This is a genomic window from Stenotrophomonas sp. STEN054 (assembly GCF_056854535.1).
This window is the reverse complement of record NZ_JBXFWG010000010.1, coordinates 60,315-84,927: the sequence shown is the minus strand read 5'-3', so window position 1 is coordinate 84,927 and position 24,613 is coordinate 60,315. Positions and strand designations below refer to the sequence as shown.

25 protein-coding genes are annotated in these 24,613 nt (G+C 66.0%); 15 read left to right on the top strand and 10 right to left on the bottom strand.

Annotation, left to right across the window (positions count from 1 at the left end; all coding sequences use genetic code 11):
• Positions 1 to 33: 33 nt before the first annotated feature.
• On the bottom strand, positions 34 to 558 hold the full coding sequence (locus tag AC1VXD_RS06100; RefSeq protein ID WP_482991308.1) for a hypothetical protein: 525 nt from the start codon (positions 556 to 558) through the stop codon (positions 34 to 36).
• A 152-nt stretch (positions 559 to 710) separates the two neighbouring features.
• Between AC1VXD_RS06100 and AC1VXD_RS06095 the strand changes: the two genes are divergently transcribed.
• A complete protein-coding gene (locus AC1VXD_RS06095) occupies positions 711 to 1,493 on the top strand; it encodes a 3-hydroxybutyrate dehydrogenase (RefSeq protein WP_482991307.1) in 783 nt (260 codons plus the stop codon).
• Between the two features lie 425 nt (positions 1,494 to 1,918).
• On the opposite strand, the gene AC1VXD_RS06090 is transcribed toward AC1VXD_RS06095, so the two are convergent.
• Positions 1,919 to 2,275 carry a hypothetical protein gene (locus AC1VXD_RS06090; protein ID WP_482991306.1) on the bottom strand — a complete coding sequence of 119 codons (357 nt, stop codon included), beginning with the start codon at positions 2,273 to 2,275 and terminating at the stop codon, positions 1,919 to 1,921.
• A gap of 667 nt (positions 2,276 to 2,942) precedes the next feature.
• Positions 2,943 to 3,338, bottom strand: a complete 396-nt coding sequence (locus tag AC1VXD_RS06085; RefSeq protein ID WP_482991305.1) for a winged helix-turn-helix transcriptional regulator — start codon at positions 3,336 to 3,338, stop codon at positions 2,943 to 2,945.
• A gap of 96 nt (positions 3,339 to 3,434) precedes the next feature.
• Here AC1VXD_RS06085 and AC1VXD_RS06080 point away from each other — a divergent pair, with 96 nt between their 5' ends.
• Entirely contained in the window at positions 3,435 to 4,172 is a 738-nt protein-coding gene (locus AC1VXD_RS06080) for an SDR family NAD(P)-dependent oxidoreductase (RefSeq protein WP_482991304.1), read from the top strand.
• A gap of 22 nt (positions 4,173 to 4,194) precedes the next feature.
• On the opposite strand, the gene AC1VXD_RS06075 is transcribed toward AC1VXD_RS06080, so the two are convergent.
• Positions 4,195 to 4,452, bottom strand: coding sequence for a hypothetical protein (locus AC1VXD_RS06075; protein ID WP_482991303.1), 258 nt, complete (start codon positions 4,450 to 4,452; stop codon positions 4,195 to 4,197).
• Positions 4,453 to 4,865: 413 nt separating this feature from the next.
• Here AC1VXD_RS06075 and AC1VXD_RS06070 point away from each other — a divergent pair, with 413 nt between their 5' ends.
• The 9 genes from AC1VXD_RS06070 (at position 4,866) to AC1VXD_RS06030 (ending at position 13,479) form a co-directional block, all read left to right on the top strand.
• Entirely contained in the window at positions 4,866 to 6,233 is a 1,368-nt protein-coding gene (locus tag AC1VXD_RS06070; RefSeq protein WP_482991302.1) for an EAL domain-containing protein, read from the top strand.
• A gap of 58 nt (positions 6,234 to 6,291) precedes the next feature.
• Entirely contained in the window at positions 6,292 to 6,951 is a 660-nt protein-coding gene (locus AC1VXD_RS06065) for a thermostable hemolysin (RefSeq protein WP_482991301.1), read from the top strand.
• Positions 6,948 to 8,435, top strand: a complete 1,488-nt coding sequence (locus AC1VXD_RS06060) for an AMP-binding protein (RefSeq protein WP_482991300.1) — start codon at positions 6,948 to 6,950, stop codon at positions 8,433 to 8,435. Before AC1VXD_RS06065 ends, AC1VXD_RS06060 begins: the two co-directional genes overlap by 4 nt.
• The gene (locus AC1VXD_RS06055; RefSeq protein WP_482991299.1) at positions 8,432 to 9,106 is read left to right on the top strand and encodes an iron-containing redox enzyme family protein; all 675 of its coding nucleotides are present in this window, start codon (positions 8,432 to 8,434) and stop codon (positions 9,104 to 9,106) included. Before AC1VXD_RS06060 ends, AC1VXD_RS06055 begins: the two co-directional genes overlap by 4 nt.
• On the top strand, positions 9,106 to 9,966 hold the full coding sequence (locus AC1VXD_RS06050) for an SDR family oxidoreductase (protein WP_482991298.1): 861 nt from the start codon (positions 9,106 to 9,108) through the stop codon (positions 9,964 to 9,966). The genes AC1VXD_RS06055 and AC1VXD_RS06050 overlap by 1 nt, the downstream gene beginning before the upstream one ends.
• Positions 9,967 to 9,970: 4 nt before the next feature.
• Positions 9,971 to 10,609 carry a tetratricopeptide repeat protein gene (locus AC1VXD_RS06045; RefSeq protein ID WP_482991324.1) on the top strand — a complete coding sequence of 213 codons (639 nt, stop codon included), beginning with the start codon at positions 9,971 to 9,973 and terminating at the stop codon, positions 10,607 to 10,609.
• Between the two features lie 24 nt (positions 10,610 to 10,633).
• Positions 10,634 to 11,308 (top strand): response regulator transcription factor, encoded by a 675-nt coding sequence (locus tag AC1VXD_RS06040; RefSeq protein ID WP_482991297.1) that lies wholly within the window; start codon positions 10,634 to 10,636, stop codon positions 11,306 to 11,308.
• Positions 11,309 to 11,325: 17 nt separating this feature from the next.
• Positions 11,326 to 12,711: an ATP-binding protein gene (locus tag AC1VXD_RS06035; protein ID WP_482991323.1), complete on the top strand. Its 1,386-nt coding sequence runs from the start codon at positions 11,326 to 11,328 to the stop codon at positions 12,709 to 12,711.
• A gap of 111 nt (positions 12,712 to 12,822) precedes the next feature.
• A complete protein-coding gene (locus AC1VXD_RS06030) occupies positions 12,823 to 13,479 on the top strand; it encodes a hypothetical protein (RefSeq protein WP_482991296.1) in 657 nt (218 codons plus the stop codon).
• A gap of 196 nt (positions 13,480 to 13,675) precedes the next feature.
• Here the strand turns inward: AC1VXD_RS06030 and AC1VXD_RS06025 are convergent, their stop codons facing one another.
• The 4 genes from AC1VXD_RS06025 to AC1VXD_RS06010 form a co-directional block, all read right to left on the bottom strand.
• Positions 13,676 to 14,122, bottom strand: coding sequence for a chemotaxis protein CheW (locus tag AC1VXD_RS06025; protein WP_482991295.1), 447 nt, complete (start codon positions 14,120 to 14,122; stop codon positions 13,676 to 13,678).
• Between the two features lie 113 nt (positions 14,123 to 14,235).
• Entirely contained in the window at positions 14,236 to 16,002 is a 1,767-nt protein-coding gene (locus AC1VXD_RS06020; protein WP_482991294.1) for an EAL domain-containing protein, read from the bottom strand.
• A gap of 120 nt (positions 16,003 to 16,122) precedes the next feature.
• Entirely contained in the window at positions 16,123 to 17,715 is a 1,593-nt protein-coding gene (locus AC1VXD_RS06015; RefSeq protein WP_482991293.1) for a diguanylate cyclase, read from the bottom strand.
• A 145-nt stretch (positions 17,716 to 17,860) separates the two neighbouring features.
• Complete coding sequence (locus tag AC1VXD_RS06010; protein WP_482991292.1) at positions 17,861 to 18,694, bottom strand: oxidoreductase; 834 nt, start codon at positions 18,692 to 18,694, stop codon at positions 17,861 to 17,863.
• A 100-nt stretch (positions 18,695 to 18,794) separates the two neighbouring features.
• On the opposite strand from AC1VXD_RS06010, the gene AC1VXD_RS06005 reads away from it, so the two are divergent.
• The 3 genes from AC1VXD_RS06005 (at position 18,795) to AC1VXD_RS05995 (ending at position 20,656) form a co-directional block, all read left to right on the top strand.
• Positions 18,795 to 19,748 (top strand): AraC family transcriptional regulator, encoded by a 954-nt coding sequence (locus AC1VXD_RS06005; RefSeq protein ID WP_482991291.1) that lies wholly within the window; start codon positions 18,795 to 18,797, stop codon positions 19,746 to 19,748.
• A gap of 129 nt (positions 19,749 to 19,877) precedes the next feature.
• Positions 19,878 to 20,309 carry a BLUF domain-containing protein gene (locus tag AC1VXD_RS06000; RefSeq protein WP_482991290.1) on the top strand — a complete coding sequence of 144 codons (432 nt, stop codon included), beginning with the start codon at positions 19,878 to 19,880 and terminating at the stop codon, positions 20,307 to 20,309.
• Between the two features lie 62 nt (positions 20,310 to 20,371).
• Positions 20,372 to 20,656 carry a hypothetical protein gene (locus tag AC1VXD_RS05995; RefSeq protein ID WP_482991289.1) on the top strand — a complete coding sequence of 95 codons (285 nt, stop codon included), beginning with the start codon at positions 20,372 to 20,374 and terminating at the stop codon, positions 20,654 to 20,656.
• Here the strand turns inward: AC1VXD_RS05995 and AC1VXD_RS05990 are convergent.
• The gene (locus AC1VXD_RS05990) at positions 20,619 to 21,095 is read right to left on the bottom strand and encodes a BLUF domain-containing protein (protein WP_482991288.1); all 477 of its coding nucleotides are present in this window, start codon (positions 21,093 to 21,095) and stop codon (positions 20,619 to 20,621) included. The two genes, AC1VXD_RS05995 and AC1VXD_RS05990, sit on opposite strands and share 38 nt — an antisense overlap.
• 350 nt (positions 21,096 to 21,445) lie before the next feature.
• Between AC1VXD_RS05990 and AC1VXD_RS05985 the strand changes: the two genes are divergently transcribed.
• On the top strand, positions 21,446 to 24,211 hold the full coding sequence (locus tag AC1VXD_RS05985; protein WP_482991287.1) for a hybrid sensor histidine kinase/response regulator: 2,766 nt from the start codon (positions 21,446 to 21,448) through the stop codon (positions 24,209 to 24,211).
• Here the strand turns inward: AC1VXD_RS05985 and AC1VXD_RS05980 are convergent.
• Positions 24,168 to 24,512 carry a response regulator gene (locus tag AC1VXD_RS05980; RefSeq protein WP_482991322.1) on the bottom strand — a complete coding sequence of 115 codons (345 nt, stop codon included), beginning with the start codon at positions 24,510 to 24,512 and terminating at the stop codon, positions 24,168 to 24,170. The two genes, AC1VXD_RS05985 and AC1VXD_RS05980, sit on opposite strands and share 44 nt — an antisense overlap.
• Positions 24,513 to 24,613: the final 101 nt, after the last annotated feature.

Sequence of the window (24,613 nt, the reverse complement as noted above, 5' to 3'; positions counted from 1 at the left end):
GGGCATGCCTTGTGGCGTCACCAGGAGGCATGCTCAATCCAGATTGAGCCGGGACAACGTTTCCGCAGCGGGGGTGATATCCACCCTGCGCATGCACCCGAACGCCAAGCCCTGGAACCAGAAAGCGATGACCGAGTCACCCATCTGGGTTCCGATCGCGTTCCATTCGAGTTCGTTCGCGGCGTGGCTGAGTACCAGAAGCTTCGGGTAACGCTTGCGTACCGAGGAAAATGGTATGCAGCTTCCAGATAGATTGAATGCAACCGCAGTAGCAAGATCGCCCTCTCCCGTGGTGACCGATAGTCCTTCCATGAAAAGCGAGGGCGCAATTTCAATGCGCTGAGGATCGGCCGATGTCAGAGGTTCCTCGGCGCGTTCCGCAAGAGACGGCAGCATCGTCCGCAAGCGTGCGCTGTCGCCGGGTAGCGCTGTGGCAATCCTCTCCGCCAATGTCCAGACTTCCTGTTCGGCATCCTTGGATGCCTTGGGTGCAGACGCTGTAACGTCAGCGGCAAAGAAGGCAGTGAAGAGCGTGAGAAGCTGGGCGATGGTCCTCATCGAATATGTCTCCATTCCCTGTTCATGACTGTGCAACTCAACCGGCAGGTTACCTCGGGGATCCCTCACCGCCAATCTGGCCTCATGGTGAGAAAGACCATCCACGCGTGGCGTGGATCTACACTGAGCTTCCTCCCTACGGAAGCTCGCCCATGTTCACCGGAAAAGTCGCGGTAGTCACCGGCTCCACCAGCGGCATCGGTCTTGGCATTGCCACCGCGCTGGCGCGGCAAGGTGCCGACATCGTGCTGAATGGCTTTGGCGATGCGCAGGACATCGAGCGCATCCGCTTCAGCCTGGAGGCCGAGTTCGGGGTGCGGGTGGCGCATGATGGCGCCGATCTTTCGCGGGGCGAAGCGGTGCGGGAGATGATCGACCGTACCGTCGCCACCATGGGCCGCATCGACATCCTGGTGAACAACGCGGGCATCCAGCACACCGCGTCCATTGAGGAATTTCCCGTCGAGAAGTGGGATGCGATCCTGGCGCTGAATCTTTCGGCCGTCTTCCATGCGACGGCAGCGGCCGTGCCGCACATGAAGCAGCAGGGGTGGGGCCGCATCATCAATATCGCATCGGCACACGGCTTGGTGGGCTCGGTGAACAAGTCGGCCTATGTGGCGGCCAAGCATGGCGTGGTCGGGTTAACCAAGGTGACCGGGTTGGAGAACGCGGGCACGGGCATCACGGCCAATGCCATCTGCCCGGGGTGGGTGCGGACCCCGCTGGTTGAGAAACAGATCACTGCGCTGGCGGAGCGGGAAGGGACGGACCAGGAATCGGCTGCCCGTGAACTGCTGGCCGAGAAGCAGCCATCGCTGCAGTTTGTGACGCCGGAGCAGCTTGGGGAGATGGTGGTGTTTCTTGCGTCGGATGCCGCGGCCCAGATGACGGGCACGGCGCTGCCGATGGATGGCGGTTGGACCGCGCGCTAGACGCGGCTGCACGGGATGTTTGGTTTTCCGCCGGGCATGGCCCGGCGCTACCGGGGCGGGTGCGCGGTGGTAGCGCGGGGCCGTGCCCCGCGAGCGCGCGGCGCGGCGGTTTTGATTTTCCGCCGGGCCTGGCCCGGCGCTACAGGTGCAGGGTGGTGGTAGCGCGCGGCCATGCCCCGCGAGCGCGAAGCGCGGCCCGTTTGGGTTTCCCGCCGGGCATGGCCCGGCGCTACCGGTGCAGGGTGTTGGTAGCGCGGGGCCGTGCCCCGCGAGCGCGCGGCGCGGCGGTTTTGATTTTCCGCCGGGCATGGCCCGACCGGTGCAGGGTGGCGGTAGCGCGGGGCCATGCCCCGCGAGCGCGCAGCGCGGCACGTTCGGGTTTTCCGCCGGGCATGGCCCGCCGCTACCGTGCGGCTGCCGCAGCGTCAGGCAGGCCTGATCTCCCTGCAAACCAGTTCCGCCAGCTCCCGGCAGGCAAAGAACAACCCCTCGACCACGCCTTCGTCCAGGTGGCGGCTGGGCGTGGCCACCGATTCGCAGCGGCGTGCCGCATGCAGCATCTCGACCCCGGTCAGAATCGCCACGGCGGCGCGATCAATCCGGGCCAGTGACTGTCTGCGGCCTTCGGAAAGGTTCTCTTCCGGCCACAGCATTCCATCGGAGCCTTCGCCATCGCGGATGCGTTTCAGGCAGCCCTGGAAGGTGCTGAGGTCAGAGGAGGGATTGCTGTCGTCGTTGATGGGGTCATCGACGGAGAAAGGCGGGTTCTTGGGTGTGGTCATGGCGTCGGCTTCCGTGGCTGTACTTAACAGCGCCACCGCGCGGAAGAGGGTGGCGGACGGTGCGTGGCTGCAAACCGGGAAGTGCAATGCAATTAGACCGGTGGGTACGAGTACCCCCACGCACCGCCCGCCATACAGGCCGACGGATTACCCGCCGGCACCGGTTTCCGGACGGTGCCGACGGGCAAGCGTAAACAACATGCATTGATACTTCGCGGGTTTGCAGACCCGGCCACTCGTTGTCAGTGGCACGCCATGGTGTTTACGCCTGCTCGTTCGATGCAATGAGAAAAATCCGAAGATTTTGCGGACTTCGGAAAGGCAGGCGCGAGTGTCGCATGCTTCATCCCGGACGCACGCGACAGTGAATGACGCCATCGGGCTTTACTTAGGCCGTTCGCGATACGGGATGACGTAAGGTGCGCGGCCGGCGCCGACGCGTGTGACGCTTCCTGCTTACCAGTTGTTGTATGAAGCAGCCTTTTCGAACGCGGTGATGGCGTGAGGTATGCCTTGAAGTGACGTAAGGGGTGTTAGTGGCGAGCCAGATGCGACAGATGATGGGCAGGCATTGCGCTTGGCCGCTGCGCTCGCCGGACATGGTCCGGCGCTACCGGGCCGCTGCGCTCGCCGGGCACGGCCCGGCGCTACCTTGCGTGGCCCGGCGTTATCTCGCCTGGTCGTACTCGGTCTGGGCGCGTTCCATCTCCGGCCCGTAGTGCAAGGCCCAGTCGTACAGCGCGGTGAACGGCTGCTGCAGCGAACGCCCCAATGCGGTGATGGTGTATTCCACGCCCACGGGCGTGGTCGGCAGCACGTGCCGTTCAATCAAGCCGTTACGCTCCAGCCGCTTCAACGCATCGGCCAGCGCTTTGTGGGTGATGCCGTCCAGCCGGCGCATGATCTCGTTGAATCGTGACGGGCGCGAACACAGCACGGTGAGGATGAGGATGGACCACTTGCTGGCGATCTGTTCCAGGATCGGGCGCGAACGGTGCACGTCGATCAGCGCGTCTTCGGCAACGCAGTCGGTACGGGTATGCGGGTGGGCAGGGCGGGGCATCGGTTTACTCCACGATATCTACGCTAGCTTAAGTGCGTATTTTGCCGTAAGTATAAGCTGTATATCATCGGCCGCACTTACCCAAGTGAGGTCGTGATGAGCAGATTGCAGGACAAGGTGGCCCTGATTACCGGTGGCGGCTCTGGCATTGGAGGCGCGATCGCGCAGCGCTTCGCCGCCGAGGGGGCAACGGTGTACGCCACCAGCCGCTCGGCCGGGGAAGCCGCGCCGCACCCTTCGGCGGAAACGGGAACCGGGCGCATCCACCCGCTGCGCGCTGATGCGGGTACGTCGGCCGGGCTTGCACAGGTGTTCGATCGCATCCGTGCGGAGGCAGGCCGCATTGATGTGCTGGTCATCAACGCCGGTATTTCCGAGTTCGCGATGCTGGGCGACGTCAGCGAAGACCTATTCGACCGCACCTTCGCGCTGAACGTGCGCGCGGCACTGTTTGCCGCGCAGGGTGCGCTTGATCTGATGCCGGCCGGTGGCAGCATCGTGTTGATCGGCTCCATTGCCGGGGCCATCGGAACGAAGGGCTACGGCGTGTATGGCGCGAGCAAAGCGGCACTGCGCGCGTTTGCGCGTACCTGGGCCAATGAGCTGGCACCACGGGGCATCCGTGTGAATGTCGTCAGCCCCGGGCCGGTGGATACCGCGATGTTCGATGCGGTGAGCGATGAGGTGCGCAAGGCGATCACCGCTCTGGTGCCGATGAGGCGGTTGGGCAGGGCCGAGGAAGTGGCCGCAGCCGCGCTTTTCCTGGCCAGCCGCGAGAGCAGCTTCACCACCGGCGCGGAGCTGGCGGTGGATGGTGGGATGGCGCAGGTATAAGCGCGCGCGATGCCTGGCTGGGCTAGGGCCCGTAGAGTTTGTCCGGGTCTATCCCAGCCAGGGCCAGCACGCGGTCGCGGCGCACCTGCTGCACCCACGCGGCAAACAACTGGGCGTTGGTGAACGCGCCGGTGGTACTGCACGCGGGGCAGGTCAGCTCGATACCCGCTTCAACCTGTCGAAGGCCCCCTGGCTCGGAATAGCGCGCCTCATCTGCGCAGTGCAGGCATTTGCAATGCAGGGCCTCTACGCGATCAATCGTTCCATTGAGTCGCAGCAAGGGACGGATCCTGAGGATCCGGAACGCGGAAGGGGACGTCATGTGTCGTGCCGGTGAGGGGCTAGACACGGGGGCGAAGAATTCGCACCGCAGAGGAGCCAGATGTGATCACCATACAGCATGAATCGTTAAGCATGCTCACGCAGTCTTCGCTGCTTTGCGGGCGTTGCTGCCGGTAGCGGGGGCGCTTTCCGCGTGCGCCTGGTGGTGAAGCGTCCTGCTGACTCGGTATTGGGCGGCTGCTTCAGACCCTGCCGCGCCCACGCTCAAGTCTGGCTGCGGGCAACCCTAGGTACGCTGACGACGGCCCATCGGTCATCACATCCCGCTTTGCTATTCTGCGCGCCGGGGGACACCCGTGCCGTGCACGCTGCAGGTGTCGCAACGTCAAACCACCAAGGGAAAGTGTCTGGATGCCCGACAAAGCGGCGCGCGAGCAGTTCGGATTGCTCAGGTTCCAGGGCGCTGCGCGGCGCGAGAAGGTCGCTTCGCTCCTGTCGCTCGCAGGAGTCGCTTGTATCTGCCTGGGACTGTTCTGGACCACCTGCTATCTCCATTACCACCGAGCGGATCTGGCACTGGTGTTTATCTTCCTCATCGGCGTGGGCGTGCTGGCGCTGCAGCGCAGCCCACGCACCGATGGGACATCACTGCTGGTTGTGGCACATGGCATCTTCACGGCCATTTTTGCTGTGTCGTTGATCGAGCCGCCCGTCGGCGATGTGCCCCGATCAGTGCATCTGTTCTTCCTGCCCCTCGCGGCGGGCGCGGCCTTCACCTTCGAGGCCCGCGAGCGCTACGGCTCGCTGCTCTTTCCCCTGATCTGCCTTCTGGTGTTTGCAGGCTTCGCGGTGGGCATCCTGGATTCGATTGCCCCCGGCCGTTCGCCACCGCTGGAGGTGCGTGGCTGGGGGTTATGGGCCAACACGCTGCTGGCCATGGCACTGCTGGCCGCGATCTTTACCATCTACCGGCGCGACGTCGGCAAGCAGCTGCGCCTGGAGCGCGAGCTGGGGCGCGCGGTACGTAACGGAGAGATCACCGTGCACTATCAGCCGCAGGTTCGCGGGCCGGGCGAGCTGATGGGCGTGGAGGCGCTGGTGCGGTGGCGCCACCCTGTGCAGGGTGTGCTGTCCCCGGTAGCGTTCATTCCATTGGCCGAGGAAAGCGGCCTGATCCGCGACATTGGAATGGAAGTGCTGCGCCAGGCGTGCGAAGCGCTAAAGCAGTGGTCCAGCGCGCCATCCACCCGTCAGTTGCGCGTAGCGGTGAACATCAGCCCCGTCCAGTTGCGGGATCCTGGCATTGTTGATGCAGTGGCGGCCGTCATACAGCATGCGGGCATTGACAGCGCGTTACTGGAATTCGAACTGACAGAGTCGGCCCTGTCCCATGACACCGTGGCGGTCGTGGACAAGATGAAGTCGATTGAAGTGCTTGGGGTGACCTGGGCGCTGGATGATTTCGGAACGGGCTACTCCTCACTCTCTACGCTGCGCACGCTGCCCGTGCGCAAGTTGAAGATCGACCGGCAGTTTGTCGAAGCTGCCGTACACCAGGAAAGCGCGCGGCAGCTGTTGGGAAAAATCATTGAGATTTCCCAGGTGATGGAAATGACCGCACTGGCGGAGGGGGTGGAGACGCCAGCGCAGCACGAGCTGCTGCTTGGACTGGGCTGCGAGCTGTTCCAGGGATATCTGTTCGGGCACCCGATGCCAGCGGAGGCGCTGCCGGGATGGTTGGCTCAGCACGGGACCAACGAAATGGCAGCGAAGCGCTAACAATCGCCTAACAACCGGCTAATCAAGCCTTAATCGGGCGCCATCACGATCCTGTCCCATGGACAAGATCCCACTGCCGATCCCCTTGGCCCCGCATCCGGGCAGGTTTGCCGAAGCGGCCCTCATCACCGCCGACCACCCCCAGCGCGGCGAGGTGGAGGCTTTCATTGCCACCACCTACCGCCAGCGCTTCGGCGCCGACGTGCGCAGTTTCATGCCGCAGCTGCTGGCCTACCGTGACACACACGGGGAGCTGGTGGCTGCGGTAGGCCTGCGCAATGCGGCCAGCGGTGATCTGTTCGTGGAGCACTATCTGGATGCACCGGTGGAAGAGGTCCTCGGGCAGCGACTGCACAGCGCCCCGCGCCGCGAGCAGATTGCCGAGGTGGGCCATTTTGCTGCTTCAACCCCCGGGGTGGCACGCGAACTGATCGTGCAACTGGCCTGGGTGCTGAATGCTGCACACGTGGACTGGGTGATGTTCGTGGCCACGCAGCAGCTGCGCAATGCCTTCGTGCGCCTGCATCTGGCGCCCATTGATCTGGTGGCCGCGCGCGCCGAGCGCATGGGCAGCGGCGCGGCAGACTGGGGGCGCTACTACGAGACGCAGCCGCGGCTGATGTGCGGCAACATCCGCGAAGGCATTGCCTTTCTTGGTGGCCAGGCCTGTGCGGTAGCAACGGCCGATGCCGCCTGCGCAGCAGGAGCATCGGCATGAGCGCGGCTGCGCAGGAGTTTCTGCGCCTGCTGCAGGCGCACCGGCAACCGGTGCTTGCCAGCCAGGAGACGCTGGCTGCCTCGACACTGCAATCGCGCGTCCTGGAGCTTGCGCAGTGGCTGCAACGGTCCGGGGTGGGCTGTGTGGCCAGCCGGCTGGACAACGGGCCGGACTGGATGGTGCTGGACCTTGCCCTGCGCATCACCGGCGTTGCCCACGTGCCGCTGCCGACCTTCTTTTCGCAGGAGCAGGTTCAGCATGCCCTGCAGACCAGCGCGGCGCAGCTGCTGGTGACCGCCGGCAATGTGTTGCCGGAGCACGACGAAGCCGAGGCGGGCGCCTTGCCTGGCCTGCGTGCACATGCGGCGTGGCTGCGTGTCCCGGCCAGCGCGGCGCTGCCGACGGGCACGGCGTGCGTCACCTACACCTCCGGCAGCACGGGCCACCCGCGCGGCGTATGCCTTTCGGCGGAAACCCTGCTGACGGTGGCCGGCTCACTGGCCGATGCCGCCGCAGAGATCGCGCCGAAGCGGCATCTGTGCCTGATGCCGTTGTCCACGCTGCTGGAAAATGTGGCTGGCCTGTATGCGGCGGTGTTGTCGGGGGCGGAGATCGCGCTGCCGTCGCTTCAGGAAATCGGCTACACCGGCGCTGCCGGGTTGGACGTGCCGACCTTGCTGCGCTGCCTGCACCGCTACCAGCCCGAGAGCATCATCCTGGTGCCGCAGCTGCTGCTGGCGCTGGTGATGGCCGCTGAGCGGGGGGCCGCGCTGCCTGCATCGCTGCGATACCTCGCCGTTGGCGGTGGCCGTGTCGCGCCGCAGCTGCTGGCGCGGGCGCGGCGGCTCAACCTGCCGGTTTTCGAGGGCTATGGCCTGACCGAATGCGGTTCGGTCGTGTGCCTCAACCGCCCCGGGGCACAGCGCGATGGCTCCGTTGGCCAGCCTCTGCCGCACGCACAGGTGCAGATTGTGGACGGCGAGATCGTTGTGGGCGGTTCGCGGGCACTCGGTTACCTGGGCGGCGAACCGCTTCCGCCTGGCCCCATCCACACGGGCGATCTGGGCCACATCGATGCGGACGGCTACGTACACGTCACCGGCCGCCGCAAGAACGTGTTCATTACCGCCTTCGGCCGCAATGTCTCGCCCGAGTGGGTGGAAAGCGAGCTGCTTTCGCATCCGGCCATCGCACAGGCGCTGGTATGGGGGGAGGCCCGGGCGGACAACGTGGCGGTGCTGGTGCCGCGGTTCCCGCAGCAGGGCACCCAAGCGCTGGAAGCGGCCCTGGCCGCCATCAACGCGGGGCTGCCCGACTACGCGCGGATTGCCCGCTACGTGCTGGCAACGCCCTTCACCGCGCAGTCGGGCCTGCTGACCGCCAACGGCAGGCCGCGCCGCGAGGCCATCCTCGCCCACTACCAGACCGGGATCGATGCCGCCTACGGCCAACCCGCTTTCAGTTCCACTGGAGACCACGCATGACCTTCCACGACCTTCTTCTGGCCGAAACCACGCGCGAGCGGCAGACGCTGCTGCAGATTCCGATCATCGGCGATGCACTGGCCGGGCGGATCGATCGCAGTGATTACCTGGCGTTCCTGCAGCAGGCGTACCACCACGTGCGGCACACGGTGCCGCTGCTGATGGCCTGCGGCGCGCGCCTGCCGGCACGGCTGGAATGGCTGCGCGCGGCCATTGGCGAGTACATCGAAGAGGAGATGGGCCACCAGGAATGGGTGCTGGACGATATTGCCGGGGCGGGCGGCGACCGCGCCGCAGCGGCGGCGTCCGAGCCGGCGCTGGCCACCGAGCTGATGGTCAGCTATGCCTACGACACCATCCAGCGCGGCAACCCGGTCGGCTTCTTCGGCATGGTGCTGGTGCTGGAGGGCACCAGCGTGGCGCTGGCCACCCAGGCCGCCAACAGCCTGCAGGCCACGCTGGATCTGCCTCGCAATGCCTTCAGCTACCTGCTCTCGCATGGCGATCTTGATATCGAGCATGTGGGGTTCTTCAAGTCGTTGATGGACAGGCTGGACGACCCGGCCGACCAGGCGGCCGTCATCCACGCGGCACGTCGCTTCTACGTGCTGTATGGCGATATCTTCCGCACGCTGCGCGGTAGTGGCGCGCGACTGGCGGAGGCCGCGTGATGGAACTGCGCGGACGAACGGTGATATTGACCGGGGCAAGCGGTGGCATCGGTCGCCTGCTGTGCGCAGGGTTGGTGGGCGAGGGCGCAACGGTGGTGGCGGTAGGCCGCGATGGGCCGCGCCTGCAGGCGCTGGCCTCGACGCTGCCGGCAGGCAAGGTGGTGGCCGTGGCGGCCGATATCGGCACGGTCGAGGGCCGCAGCACGGTGCTCGCCCAGGCGGAGGCGCTGCAGACAGCACCTTCCATGCTGGTGGTGGGCCATGCGAGCGCTGCCTTCGGACTGTTTGCAGGCCAATCGGCGCAGTCGCTTGAGCAGCTGATGCAGGCCAACCTGGTGGGATCGATGCTGCTGATCCATGCGCTGCTGCCGTTGCTGGAGCGCCAGCCGAAGGCCAGTGTGGCGGTGCTCGGCTCGACGTTCGGCAGCCTGGCGTTCCCCGGATTTGTCGCCTACAGCGCCAGCAAGTTCGGTCTGCGTGGCTTGGTGGAGGCGCTGGGCCGCGAGTATGCGGGCAGCACGGTCACGTTCCAGTACCTCTCGCCGCGTGCGACGCGCACGGATTTCAACAGTGCGGCCGTCGACGCCATGAACGCCGAACTGGGCGTGGCCCACGACCCGGCCGAGCGCGTGGCGGCAGCGCTGCTGGCGGCGCTGCGCTCGGGAAACCCGCGGCTGCAGCTGGGCTGGCCGGAGCGACTGTTTGCACGCTTGAACGGGCTGCTGCCGGAACTGGTGGATCGCAGTCTGCGCAGGCAGTTGCCGATCATCAGGCGCCATGCCAGTAGCCCCTCCGCGGTCCCACACCCATCCACACATCACCCAGATCAGGACACTTCCCATGAAGCGCACGCAGGCTAAGACCATGTTCTATCTCATCCTCATCGCCGCCGTCGTGCTGGTCGGGGTGGCCGTGGCAGCAGAGCCGTCGGCAACGGTGGCGCAGGTGCGCGACCGCTGGGCACAGATCAATTACCAGACACCCAAGGCCCAGCGCGAGGCCGCGTTTGCTGCCTTGTCAAAACAGGCGGCGCAGGCACGGCAGGCTGCGCCCAGGGATGCGGGTGCATTGATCTGGGAAGGCATCGTGCTGTCCAGCCTGGCGGGCGAGAAGGGCGGCATGGGCGCGCTCAGCCTGGTCAAGCAGGCGCGTGCCGATTTCGAGGCGGCGCTGAAGCTGGACCCGCAGGCACTGGATGGCGCGGCGTACACCAGTTTGGGCGCGCTGTACTACCAGGTGCCCGGTTGGCCACTGGGCTTTGGTGATGACGACCAGGCACGCCGGATGCTGAAGAAGGGCCTGGACATCGACCCCAACGGCATTGATGCGAACTACTTCTATGGCGACTTCCTTCGTGACCAGAAGGAGTGGGCGCTGGCGCAGGCGGCGCTGCAGAAGGCCGTGACGGCGCCGGCCCGGCCTGGGCGGGAGGTGGCCGACGCCGGTCGTCGCCACGAGGCCGAGGCCAAGTTGAAGGATGTCGTGGGCCATCTTGCAAAGTAGCACCGGCAACCGGACACTGCCGGCATGCGCATTCTCCTTGTAGAAGATGACCGCTCCCTGGGCGAGGGCATCCGGACAGCCCTGCGTCGCGGAGCCTTTGCGGTGGACTGGGTGGAGGATGGCACGGCGGCTCTACTGGCGGCCAAGGATGGCGATTTCGACCTTGTCGTGCTGGACCTTGGGCTGCCGCGGGTGGATGGCATTGAAGTGATCCGCCGCCTGCGCGCGGCGGCCAACCCGGTGCCGATCCTGGTGCTGAGCGCCCGCGAGCGGGCCAGCGACCGTACCCTGGGATTGGATGTTGGCGCGGATGATTACCTGGGCAAACCGTTCGACACCGCCGAGCTGCTGGCGCGCGTGCGCGCCCTGGTCAGGCGCAGCAGCGGCAGGGCGCAACCCACGCTGGATGCGGGCAACCTGCATCTGGACCCGGCCACGCTGGAGGCACGCTGGAAGGGCCGGATGCTGGACCTGACCCGGCGGGAATTTTCATTGTTGCGGCTGCTGATGGAACAGAACGGGCGACCGATGGCACGGGAAACCATCCAGAAACACCTGTACGGCTGGGATGAAGACGTGGCCAGCAACGCGGTGGATGTGCACGTGCACCAGCTGCGGCGCAAGGTCGACCCCGGCATCGTCCGCACGGTGCGCGGCATCGGCTACGCACTGGGCCAGGCACCGGATGCTGACGCATGACCTCCATGCGCCGGACATTGCTGATCACGCTGCTGGGCACGTTGGCCGTGCTGATGGCCGTGGCTGGTTTCTTCAGCTATCGCGCCGGCCTGCAGGAAGCCGGGGAGATGTTCGATGCCCGGCTGGTGCAGTCGACACGGGTGCTGGTGGGGCTGGTGGATGAACCGCTCGGTGACCTCAGCGCGTTTCCTGGGGACCCGATCGTGCTGCGTGGTTGGCACGGGCGCGCCGAAGGCGTGGGCGAAGCGCTGGCGTTCACCGACGGCCACGCCTATGAAAGCAAGCTGGCTTTCCAGGTATGGGATCGGCAATCACGGCTGCTGCTGCGCTCGGACAGCGCCCCGGTCACGCCAATGGCTGCACTGGTGGCCGGCTACGCGAGCCCTGTGATTGATGGCGAGCAGTGGCGCACCTTCACGTTGCGCACTGGCGAGGGGCGCTGGTTCCAGTCGGGCGAGCGCTCGGACATTCGCGAGGAGCTGGCCGAGGATATTGCCGGTGGCACGTTATTGCCGCTGCTGCTGGCGCTGCCACTGATGGCGCTGGTGATCTGGTGGGGCGTGAGCCACGTGACACGGTCGCTGCAGCGGGTCTCGGACCAGATTGGCGAGCGAGATCCGGAGCGGATGTCGCCGCTGGAGCTGGGCAATGTGCCCCGCGAGGTGCACGGGCTGGTGCAGGCGGTAAATGGCCTGCTGCAGCGGCTGCACGCAGCGTTGGCGCGCGAGCGGCGCTTCGTGGCCGACGCTGCCCACGAACTGCGCACCCCCATCAGCGCGCTGAAGGTGCACGCAGACAACGCGCGCCTGGCCGCCGACGGGTCCGCCCGGTTCAAGGCGCAGGACCTGCTGCAGGATTCGGTGGTGCGCTTGGAGCGACTGGTGGCGCAGTTGCTGATGCTCAGCAGGACCGAGGCGACCGCACGGTCTCCTATCGCGCGGCTGAGTCTGGACGCGCTGGTGGCCACTGAAGTCGATGCCCTCCGCGCGCTGCTGGAACTGCATTCATTGCGACTGTCGCTCACCCTGTCGCCAGTGGAGGTGAGGGGAGACGAGGCCGGGCTGGGTGCGCTGGTGCGCAATCTGCTTGAGAATGCCATCCGCTACACACCGAGCGGTGGCGAAGTCCTGGTAGAAGTGGGCCAGGAGAATGGCGCCGCCTGGTTCAGCGTGGACGACAGTGGCCCGGGCATTGCCGAGGAAGAGCGCGACCGTGTATTCGATCGTTTCTACCGGATTCTTGGCAGTGGCGTAGAGGGCAGCGGCCTGGGCCTGGCCATTGTCCGTGGTGTTGCGGAGGCACACGGGGCGACGGTCACGCTGCAGCGCTCTGCACGGTTGGGCGGACTGCGGGTCGTGGTGGCCTGGCCGCCGCATGCGCCGGACGCAGCGGGGTGCCGGTAAAGCCAAGCTCATGCTTGGCTGCCGCAAGTGCTGCCAGCCATGGGCTGGCACTACTGAAGCGGGGCGCGCTGGCGGTAAGCTGGCCCCACCCCTGACGGTGCTCCTGATCCCATGGACCTGATCCGACTGCTTAGATCGCTTGAGGAGTTTCTCTACGAACTGGTGGGCTGGCTGGTGTTCTACCCGCGCACGCTGTGGCGGGTACTGGTGCGACCGGGCGAGGTGGCGAGCTACACGCGGCGCGAGTTCGCCAAGGACCCGGAGCACCGCTTTGCCGATGCCATCAGCCCGGTGCTGATGTTGATCCTGTCGGTGGTGCTGGCGCACGCGCTGGAGATGACCCTGCGTCAGGCACCGCTGTCGGTATCCGGGCCGCTGGGCAAGCTGCTTTTCTCCAGCGAGCAGGGCCTGCTGCTGACGCGCTCGGCGGTGTTCTGCATTTTTGCGCTGGGCGCGGCGCTGAGCACGTTGTGGCGGCAACGCTTGCCGATTGACCGCGACACCTTGCGTGAGCCGTTCTCCATCCAGGCGTTCCTGGCGTGCCCCTTCGTGTTGCTGCTTGCGGTGTCGCAGGCGGTGGGCGGGGAAGCGAAAGGGTGGGGCGCGGCGATCGGGTTCGTGGCGGTGGTCTGGTACCTGTGGGCGCGCGCGCGCACCTTCATGGCGTTGAATGACGTGGGCTATTTGCCTGCGGTGGGGTTCGTGCTGGCGTCGTTCCTGCTGACGTCCGCATTCGTCATCGCACTGGTGCTTGCCATCGCGCTGTAGGGACGAGCCTATGCTCGGCTGACTGAAGCCGGACGGGATACATGCTGCAAGCCATGGGCTGGCACTACTGTGATCTTTCCGTCGCCGCGTCCGCCGGGCATGGCCCGGCGCTACCGTTCCGTCGCCGCGTCCGCCGGGCATGGCCCGGCGCTACCGTTCCGTCGCTGCGTCCGCCGGGCCATGTCCGGCGATGCGCTTACGCGGCAATCAACAACATCGGGTCTATCAGCGGTATTTCGCTGTTGTCGGCCATGGCAATGCTTTGGCTGCAGAACACATACCCCAGCGGATTGTCGGCCCGCAGCTGCTTGCGCGGCACGCTTTCGATGTCGCCCACTTCATCCACAGCCAAGCCGATTACGTCAGTGCCGGCGCGCACCAGCGTCATCGCCGGGCAGCTGTAGATAAATGGCGTCAGTCCGCTGAGGCGCCGCAGGTCGACTACGCGAAGGACCTGATCGCGAACGGTGAGGGTAGGGCGGCCTTCGCTGATCGGGCGGTCGAAGACTTCCGGACCGCGTATCTCGACGGTGGCCTGCACATCCACGGCAAACCACTGCTCACCGGCCCGTACGGCCAAGTATTCAAAGAAGGTACGCGACGGCGAGGCCGGTTGTCCGGCCGAAAGGGAAGACGGCTGCAAGAGAATTCCAGTGGAAGGGGCACTGCTGCGGCGGCGACATCATGCCGTTTAAGCGAGCTCAACGGTGTCAGCAAAACATGAATGCCCAAATTTCTGTTCAGCGAAGGCTGGGTTCAGGCCGGTGCGTACGGTACCGTCTGCAGCGCAGCCAGCCCGTTGCCACTGACCGGCCGGGAGAGCGCAAAGCCCTGGATCTCGTCGCAGCCGTACGCCTGCAGCAAGGCCACCTGCTCAGCGGTCTCGGCACCTTCGCCCACCGTGTTGTAACCCAGGCCTTGGGCCAGTCTGATGACTGCCTGCACCTTCAGTTGCGCGCGGGTATCCGTGGACAGGTCGTCGATCATCGACTTGTCCAGCTTGATGGTGTGGATGGGCAACTCGGTGAGGTAGCCGAAGTTGCTGTAGCCACTGCCGAAATCATCCACGGCCAAGCGCACTCCCGCGGCAGCCAGCTCTCTGAGTTGCTCGCCGGGCGGGGAATCTGCGCGGAGCCACTCGCCTTCGGTAATTTCGATCTCCACATCCTGGCACCGCAGGCCGTGCCTCTCGATATGTGCAAGCAGGGAGGTGGCCATGCCAGCACGTGCAACATCACGCGGTGACAGGTTGATGGACAGCAGCATTGAAATCCCTTCCCGACGCCACTGGGCCACTTGCGTCAATGCACGGTCGAGTACCCAGTCGGTCACCACCTCCATCAGTGCAGTGCGTTCAAACACGGGAATGAATTCGGCTGGGCTCACTGCGCCCAGGTCGGGATGGTTCCAGCGCAGGAGTACCTCAGCGGCCACCGGCACCAGATCCCGCGCGCGATAGCGCGGCTGGTACACCAGATAGAACTCATCATTCAGAAGCCCGCGCTCTGCGTCGGTCGCCAGACGATAGCCGCGCTTCAATCCGGCATCCCGGCTGGCCGAATACCAGCAGAACGGTGCGCCGGTGCTGTGCGCGCAGTGAAGGCCGATCAGCATGCGGCGGAGGACATCGTCGGCGCTGTGACGGTCCAGTTCGATCTCGCACAGGCCGGCATGGAACATCGGGGACATTGGTACGGCGGCAGCCAGCATGGGGCGGGTCAGCCGGCCCTGCAGCTCGTTCACCATCCGCTCGGCAGCCTCACCATCAGACTTTCTCAGCACAAATGCAAACCGGGTCACCCCCACGTGGTAGACCTCGGCGACGCCTTCCAGGGCGGACTTGATGCGCGCACCCGCGCGGCGGATGAGCGCTTCCAGCGGAGCCATGCCCAGCACCTGCCCAGCTTCATTTGCCCTTGGTAGATCCAGCACGTCTACCAATACGGCCACACACATGCGCTGTGGGGCGCGTGCCGACCAGGCGGCATAGTCGAGGGTGAACTGATGGCGGTTGGGCAGTCCGCTGACAGGGTCGCGGCGGCCCGTGAGGACCCGCAGCTCAAGCTCGTTCATCACCGCAATGGCCACTGTCTGAAGCTGCCTGCGGTCGTCTTCGGAAAACGTTCGGGTTGCAGGGTCCATCACGCAGAGGGCGCCGATGGCTATGCCATTCTTGGCCAGCAACGGCGCGCCGGCGTAGAACCGAAGATGTGGCGGATTCACCACCAGCGGGTTGCCAGCGAAGCGAGGGTCGTAGCGGAGGTCGGCGACCACCATGCCGTCGGCCGAGCGGATGGTGTGAGCGCAGATGGAATGCTCGATCTGCATTTCGGTAGCGTCCAGGCCCTGCCGCGCGATCATCCGCTGGCGTTCGGTCTCAACGAGGGAAACGAAGGCCACGCCGGTCCGGAACAGGCGCGTGGCCAGTTCGGTGAGGCGGTCCAGTGAACTGCTGACAACCTCGTCCAGGGCATCCAGGCTGCCCAATGTCGACATGCGTTCTTCAGAGCGGGTAGGGGCCATGTCCTTTAACCGGTTGAACGGGAGCGCGGGAGCCAGATCGTCGCAATGCCTCGAACTATGAGCACTGCCAGATTTGCAGGTGTATTGCGGTGGTGCCGTGTAGACGCGGCAAGCACCACGTCAAGAGGGCGCTGCAGGTCGATGGTTGCGCCTGCGGTAGAGCACGGCACGGTTGCGGCCGCCGTGCTTGGCCCGGTACAGCGCCTTGTCGGCCTGGCGGATGGCCAGATCCGGATTGGCCTGGGTTTCCGGGTAATGGCTGACGCCGGCGGAAATGGTGACGTGCCCGACCTCTGCGAAGACCTGCGCTTCGATGGCAGCGCGCAGGCGCTCAGCCACCTGAAGCGCGTCATCGGCGGTGACCTCCGGCAGCAGCACCAGGAACTCCTCGCCACCGAGGCGGCACAGCACGTCCTGCGGGCGGGCATTGGCGCGCATGCTCTGGGCGACGCCAGCGATGACCTGGTCACCGGCGTCGTGGCCGTGGCGGTCATTCACACCCTTGAAATGGTCCACGTCGAGGGTGATGACGCCGAACGGCATGCCGGAGGCGGTAAGCGCACTGAGCGCGCGTTCCAGCCCGCGCCGGTTGAGCAGCTGGGTGAGGGGATCGGTGAGCGCGGCCAGGTCGAGCTTGCCGATGCGGTCGCTGAGGTTGCGGAAGCTGACCAGCACGGCCTGCTTCAACTGCGCGGCCTCGAAATACCAGGAATTGACCGCCTTGACCCGGGAAATGGCGGCACCAACATCGCCTTCCTGCGCGTGCCGGGCCAACTGCTGCAGCGGCGCGGCGATGCGTCGCGAGCACAGCCAGATGAGCACCAGCGACAACAGGCCCAGCGGCGCGGCATTGCGCAGCACGGTGCCGAACAGGCTGCCCATGGGTGCGGTGGCGGCCTCGATGGGGCGCTGGGCGACGATGCCCCAGCCGGCAGCGGGCACCGGTGCGAAGCCAGCCAGCATGTGCACGCCGTGGCGGTTGTGCGAATGCAGTGCGCCGGCGCTTCCTTGGCTGAGTGCTTCGACGGCGGCATTGCGGGTGGCGGGCTGGCCGACCCGGTCAGGCTCGGGGTGGTAGAGCACAGTGCCGTCGCGGCTGACCACGTACAGGTACGAGCCATCCTCGTAGGGGTGCGTGCCGAGCAGGGAATGCAGGACGTTCGGGTCGCGCAGGTGGATGGAGGCGGTGATGTAGCCGGCGTAGTCGCCGTCGGCGTCGAACACCGGATGTGAGAGGGTGACGACCAGGTTGCCGGTGTGGGCCATGAACGGGTCGCTGACCATCGGCAGTCGCTGCTGCAGCGCCTTGCGATTGGCGGCGCTGGTGAGTGCCTTGCCCTGCAGTTCCGGCAGCGTGGGCGAGGTGCCGACCACCACGCCCTGCGCGTCCACCGCGATGACGCTGTTGAAGGCATCGGTCTGCAGCTTGATGCGCTCGACTTCATCGTCATGCGCCGCCGGTTGGCCAAGCTCACGGCTGAGGCGCTCGGCCCCGACCGCGAGCTGCTGCTGCGCGTTCAGTACGAAGTGCTGGGTGGACTGGGCCAGCGAGTGCGCGTACACGCGGTTGGCTTCCAGGCTTTTTTCAATGAGCTGCTGGCGCTGCACCTGGTAGCTGGCCCACAGCGTATTGCCCAGCATGACCATCGCCGACAGCGTGGCAAGCGCGAGGATCAGCCGCTGCAGGTTCACCTGCCGGATTGATGCATTCACCCTCGCGCCTCCCTGGCTGCTGGTAGGCGCTCAGGCTACAACCGGGGGGAGGGCAAACCGTGCGCGCGGCCTTCACGTGGCCAACGGACCGGCACGGTGCCGACCCACAGGGTCGCGCCCCGGTAGCGCCGGGCCACGCAGCGGCTCAGCCGTCGGTCGAACGGCTCAGGCCCTCCCACTCTTCGATACCTGCAGCCAGATCCTGCAGCTTGCCGCGCACCAGCTGCACGGCATCGCTACCCAGCAGCAGGTGGGTGGGCGGGGCGGGGCTGTCGATCAGCTGCAGCATGGCCTGCGCGGCCTTGACCGGATCGCCCAGTTGCTGCCCGCTGTTGGCCTCGCGCGCGCTGCGGATGGGATCGAACAGGGCGTCGTAATCCCCGATCGCGCGTGGCGAACGCACCATCGAGCGGCCGGCCCAGTCGGTGCGGAACGAACCGGGCGCGACGGCGGTGACGTGGATGCCGAAGCCGGCCACTTCCTTGGCCAGCACTTCGCTGATGCCTTCCAGCGCGAACTTGCTGGCGCAGTACCAGGCGATGCCCGGCATCGTGATGAAGCCGCCCATCGAGGTGATGTTGAGGATGTGGCCGCGGCGGCGCGCGCGCATGTGCGGCAGTACGGCCTTGATGAGGGCCGCCGGGCCGAACACGTTCACCTCGAACTGCTGGCGCAGGTCGGCGAGTGTCGATTCCTCGAGGACGCCTTCGTGGCCGTAGCCGGCGTTGTTGACCAGCACGTCGATGGCGCCGATGTAGGTTTCGATATGGGGGACGAGGGCATCGATGGCGTCGGCATCGGTGACGTCCATAAGGCGCGCGAAGGCCTGGCCGGGGGCGAGGGCTTCGAAGTCGTGGCGGGCGGTTTCGCTGCGCACGGTGCCGACCACGCGATGGCCGGCCTGCAGGGCCTGCAGGGCGAGGGCGCGGCCGAAACCGCTGCTGACGCCGGTGATGAGGAGGAGGCGGGAGGTCGTCATGGTCATGGGTCTTGGTTGCGGGACTTGCACGTTAGTGCTTGCCCGGGCGACGGCCCAGACCTAGGATTCGGGCATTCTTGCCTATTCCTATGAGGTGCCCGTGGCCGCTGTTGAACCGTCGATGCAGGCGCGCATGGTCAACCTGCTGCGGGCGCAGGCCACGCAGGAGGGCTACACGCTGACGGCCCTGCCAGGCGTGCGACTGCTGCGCTCGGACCGGCCGCTGGCGCGGGCGCCGGTGCTGTATGACCCGGGCATCGTGATTGTCTGCCAGGGCGTGAAGCGCGGCTACATGGGCGCGAGGGTTTACCAGTACGACGCGCAGCACTACTTGGCGGTGTCGGTGCCGGTGCCGTTCACCATGGAAACCGAGGCGAGCGCCGACGCGCCGCTGCTGGCCATCTACCTGCACCTGGACCTGCAGCTGGCCGCGGAGCTGATGCTGGAGTTGGAGGCGCACGCGCACGCGCACGCGGACGCCGTGCCCGCGCCGGCGCAGAGCATGATGGCCAGCCCGATCGAGCCGGCGATGCAGGCCACCGTGCTGCGGCTGCTGGAGGCGCTGGGCGATCCGCTGGAGGCGGCGCTGCTCGGCCCGGCGTTGGTGCGCGAGCTGTATTTCCGTGTGCTGACCGGTGCACAGGGCGGCGCGATGCGCGAGGCACTGGCAATGCGCGGGCGTTTCGGCCGCATCGGCAAGGTGCTGCGGCATATCCATGCGGCCTACGCGACGGCGTTGGATGTGGACGCGTTGGCGGCCGAGGCGGAGATGAGCGTGCCGACCTTCCACGATCACTTCCGTGCCATCACCGGTACCTCGCCGATGCAGTACGTGAAGTCGACCCGGCTGCACCAGGCGCGGTTGCTGATGCTGCGCCAGGGCATGACGGCCGAGGCGGCGGCGCTGGGCGTGGGCTACGCCAGCGCGTCGCAGTTCAATCGCGAATTCAAGCGCCTGTTCGCGCTGCCGCCGGCGGCCGAGGTGGCGCGGATGCGGCGCAGCTTCGCACTGCCACCGGCGCCGGTGGATGCGGTGTATGTGTCGTCGCATTGAGTGAGGGGCTGATGGGGTCGACTGCTGGTCACGCTGTCCGCACGGAGGGCTGGGTAAGGTGTTGCACGCTTTTGAAGCGACCGAGGCGCAAGATCCTGCGCCGCGCTTTCCTCTTTCCCGGAAGTACCCATGTCTGCCTTGCCTCTGCATGCGCTGGCCTACCAGAGCACCGTGTCTTACCCGTTGGCCGCCACGTCCATCGATGAACTGCTCATCGACGCCATGGCGCGCAACCAGGCCCTGTCCGTCACAGGCATCCTGTTGTTCGATGGACACCGGTTCTTCCAGTATCTGGAAGGCCCGGAAGAGGCCATCTACCAGGTTTTCAGCCGGATCGAGGCCGCCACGCGCCATGGCAACGTGGTGGTGCAGTTTGATGAAGCGGTCAGCGAGCGCTACTTCCGCACCTGGTCGATGGTCTGCCGCAGCGTGGACGTGTCGGCCCTGCATGCCATTGCGGCCGGCAAGTGGAAGCGGCAATTCCCCACCGTGCGCGACGATCGACGTGCGGTGCCCGGCCTCGGTGCGCTGGTGGATTTCTGGGAGCTGCCCCACGTTTGAGCGCGCTCACTTCGGCATGACGGGGTGAGCCGCTAGGGTGTGTCCTCACACAAGGGGGAAGCATGGAAGAATCGAACCGCGGTATGGTGCGCTGGCTGAGTTTCCGGCTGCGCAATGGTCAGTCGATTGGCCCGGAGCGGTTGCGCGAGGCGTGGACCTGGGCCTGCCAGTCGCCGCGTTCGGGGGTGCGCCGCGAGCAGCTGGGCGAAGACCACTGGGTCTACGCCCTGTATGGGCCGGAGCTGATTACCTGCCCGCGCACGGCCGAGCAGCGCATGCGGGGCTTCCTGCTCGATGCGGGGTATATCTTCACGATGGGTTCGCTGGGGCGGCGCGAGGCTGCGTGATGCCTGCCTGACGAGCTTCCCCGCCCAGTGTGGGGAAGTGCGGACGCAGCAGCGATGCGAGAAGCGCCATGCCGGCGCTGGCATCGCTGCGCGGTTGGCCGAATTCGTCCCACTGCGCATTGACCAGGCCGGATACCACGGTCTGCCCGGTTTCGACCCGCGTCATCGCCCAGTACGGCACCGCGCGCGTGGCGATGGAGGTGTCCAGCACCCGCACCAGTGCGTGGTGCGACCGGCTTTCCTGGATGCGGCGCATGACCGTCTCCACGCCGTCGGGCGGCCCCTCGAGATACTGGAAGAATTGCTGCCCACTGACGAGCAGTGCGCCGGTAACGCCTGCAACGCGATTGAACGAGGCCGAGTGGGAGATGATGCTGCGGATCTTTTCATCGGAGAGATCCGGCGACATGTGGCTGGAATAGGCAAACGCACGGAGCATGGAAGGGGATCGTGTGTGACGCGCGTCACTATACGGAGCCGCCTTTGGACAGGCGTGAGGCTTTGCTCACGCGCTCTGCGGGCGAGCGCGCCGAAGGGACTTCTTTGACGGCGGCGTTCTCCTCGATGCCGTACATTGGTGTCGACAGTCTCATTTCTGCAGCGGGCGGGGTGCCCCTGGGGTGCTGCGACTCCCGCTTTTGACCAGGAACTGAAGTGCCCGCTCATTCCCCCGTGTTTCCCCGTGCCGCAGGCGCTGCTGCTGAACGCGTGCGTTCGCACGACTGGGCTTCGACGCCGTTGGGTCCTGTCGCGCAATGGCCCGCGTCCCTGCGCTGCGCGGTGGAACTGATGCTCAATTCCCCCGAGAGCATGTACCTGGTCTGGGGCGACGCGTTGGTTTTCCTGTTCAACGATGCCTACGCACCGATCCTGGGGCCGCGGCTGGAACAGGCCATGGGCGCGCCGCTGCGCGAGCTGTGGGCCGATGCGTGGCCGGCCGTGCGCGAGCCGATAGAGCGCGCATTTGCCGGCCAGGGCTCGCGCTTCGAGCATGTGCCGGTGGCGATGAACCGCTACGGCCTGCCTGAGGACACATGGTGGACGTTCTCGTTTTCGCCCCTGTACGGCGAGGATGCACAGCCATCGGGCGCCTTCTGCGTGACCAAGGAGGTGACCGGCATGGTGGTGGCGCAGGATCGCCTGGCGCGTGAGAACGAGCGGCTGATCGCACTGTTTGATAAATCGCCGCTGTTCATGGCATTCCTGGCGGGGCCGGAGCATCGCATCGAGCTGGTCAACCCGGGCTATGCCAGCCTGATCGGCCACCGCGAGGTGGTCGGCCGCCCCATCGTCGAGGCGTTGCCGGAGGTGCTGGACCAGGGCTACCTGCATCTGCTGGATGAGGTGTACCGCACGGGTGAGCCCTACATCGGCCGCAAGGTGGCCTATGACAGCGGTGCAGGCGATGCAGGACACGGACTGCGCCACATCGTCGATGTGGTGTTCCAGCCGTGCAAGGACGACGCCGGGCAGGTGACGGGCATCTTCGTACAGGGGCTGGACCTGACGCCGCAGGTCGCGCTGGAGCGGCACCTTTGGCTGACCGAGGCTCGGCACCGGCAGATCATGGACAGTGCACATGACTTCGCCATCATCGCCTTCGACATGGACGGTCTGGTGACACTTTGGAATCGCGGTGCGGAACAGATTCTCGGCTGGCATGAAAGCGAGGTGCTGGGGCGCCATGGCGAGGTGCTCTACCTGGATGAAGACCGCCAGGCAGAGCGGTTTCGCTACAACATGGAGCAGGCACTGCTGCGCGGTGGCATGAGCGGTGAGCGCTGGCTGCGACGGCGCGATGGCGGCCGCTTCTGGGCCCACGGGTCGATGACCGTGCTGCGTGGCCATGAAGCTGAGGCGGTGGGCTACGTGGTGGTGTTTCGTGATCGCACTGCCGAACGGCAGGCGTCGGAGGCACTGGTACAGAGCGAGCGTCGGCTGGGCGCGCTGGTTTCCGCAGCGACGCAGTCGCTCTACGCCATCTCCGCCGATTGGCAGCAGGTGAATCTGATCTATCGCCAAGGCGGCGCTGGGGATCTTCGCGAGGCGGGCGGGACGTGGCGCGATCAGTTGATCCATCCTGCCGATCGTGACGCAGTGGATGCCGCCATCGAGCAGGCACTGGAGACCGGTTCGGCGTTGGAGGTCGAGCACCGCAGCCTGGTGCCCAACGGCGAGGTCCGCTGGTTGCAGATGCGTGCGGTACCGCTGCTGGATGAGGACGGGCGGGTACGGGAGTGGTTCGGTGCAGCGGCAGACATCAGTGACCGCCGCATCGCCCAGCAGCGTCTGCAGCAGCTGACCCTGACCCTGGAAGAGCGGGTCCAGGCACGAACGGCCGAGCTGATGGCCATGGAAGAGCGGCTACGGCAAAGCCAGAAGATGGAATCGCTGGGGCAGTTGACCGGCGGCATCGCGCACGACTTCAACAACATGCTGACCGCGGTTTCGATGGGGCTGGAGCTGCTGGAACTCAGGGTGGGGCAGGGACGCGTGGAGGATCTGCAGCGTTACCTTGAGATGGCCCGAGGTGGCGCCGACCGCGCTGCGGCACTAACCCAGCGCCTGCTTGCGTTTTCGCGGCGGCAGACCCTGGCGCCATCGTCGGTGCGTGTTTCCTCGCTAGTAAGCGGCATGCTGGACATTCTCAGTCGATCCATCGGGCCTTCGATCAACATCGAAACGCGGCTGCAGGACGGCGGCGACGATGTCCTGGTGGATGCGCCGCAGCTGGAGAATGCACTGCTCAACCTCTGCATCAACGCCCGCGATGCCATGCCCGAAGGCGGGACGCTGGTCATCTCCACGGATATCGAGGCGGTGACGGCTGCACGGGGTGAGCAGCTTGGACTGCCCGCGGCGACGTACGTGCGTCTTTCCGTGCGCGATACCGGAACGGGCATGGATGCCAGCGTGCTGGAGAAGGTGTTCGAGCCGTTCTTCACCACCAAGCCGATCGGCCAGGGCACCGGGCTCGGCCTTTCGATGATCTATGGGTTCACCCGGCAGTCGGGCGGGCAGGTGGATGTGCAATCAACGCTTGGGCATGGCACCACGATCAGCCTGTATCTGCCGCAGTTCAGCGGCGCGCCGGTGGCGTGTTCAGAGCCTGTGGCAGACGCCTCGAATACGCCGATGATCTCAGGCCGCTCGGTGCTGCTGGTAGAAGACGAAACGTCCATCCGCGCGCTGGTGCGCGATGTGCTGAGCACGCACGGGCATCACGTGACCGAAGCCGCAAATGGCAGCGAAGCGCTTTCGCTGTTGGCAACTGACCATCCATTCGACCTGCTGGTGACGGATGTGGGCTTGACGGGAACGCTGAATGGGCGACAGGTTGCGGACGCGGGTCGGCAGTCGCGACCGTCGATGCCTGTGCTGTTCATCACCGGCTACGCGGCCTGTGCGGCGGTGGGCGGTGAGCACCTTGAGCCTGGGATGGAGATTCTGACCAAACCCTTCGCTGCCGCCGAACTGGAGCGGCGTGTGGACCGCCTCCTTGCCGGCGAATTCAGATCGTGGAGTGCACCGACTTCAGAAGCTCCCGCAGCGTAAATGGCTTGCGCAGCAGGGGGACGTGGCGAGGCAGGATCTCCGGATCGCCGACGGTCTGGCCAGCGTAACCGGTCATGAGCAGCACGCGCAGGGAAGGGTCCTGGCTCATGGCCTGGCGGGCAAGCTCGCATCCGTTCATGCCTGGCAGGCGGATGTCGGAAATCAGAAGATCGAATGACCCGGCGTTGCACAGTGCTGTGACCGCCGCTTCTGCATCGCCAACCGCGGTGATGTCGTAGCCGCTCTCGGACAGGACATCCTCGGCGAGTTCGCGGATGGCCGTGTCATCCTCTACAAGCAGGATGCGTTGCGTGGTGGTTGAAATCACAGGGGGGGGAATTCTCGTTGCATGGGGCGGGACTGCAGATGCCCTCGGCTGAGGGCACCCGGATGCCGCGTGGT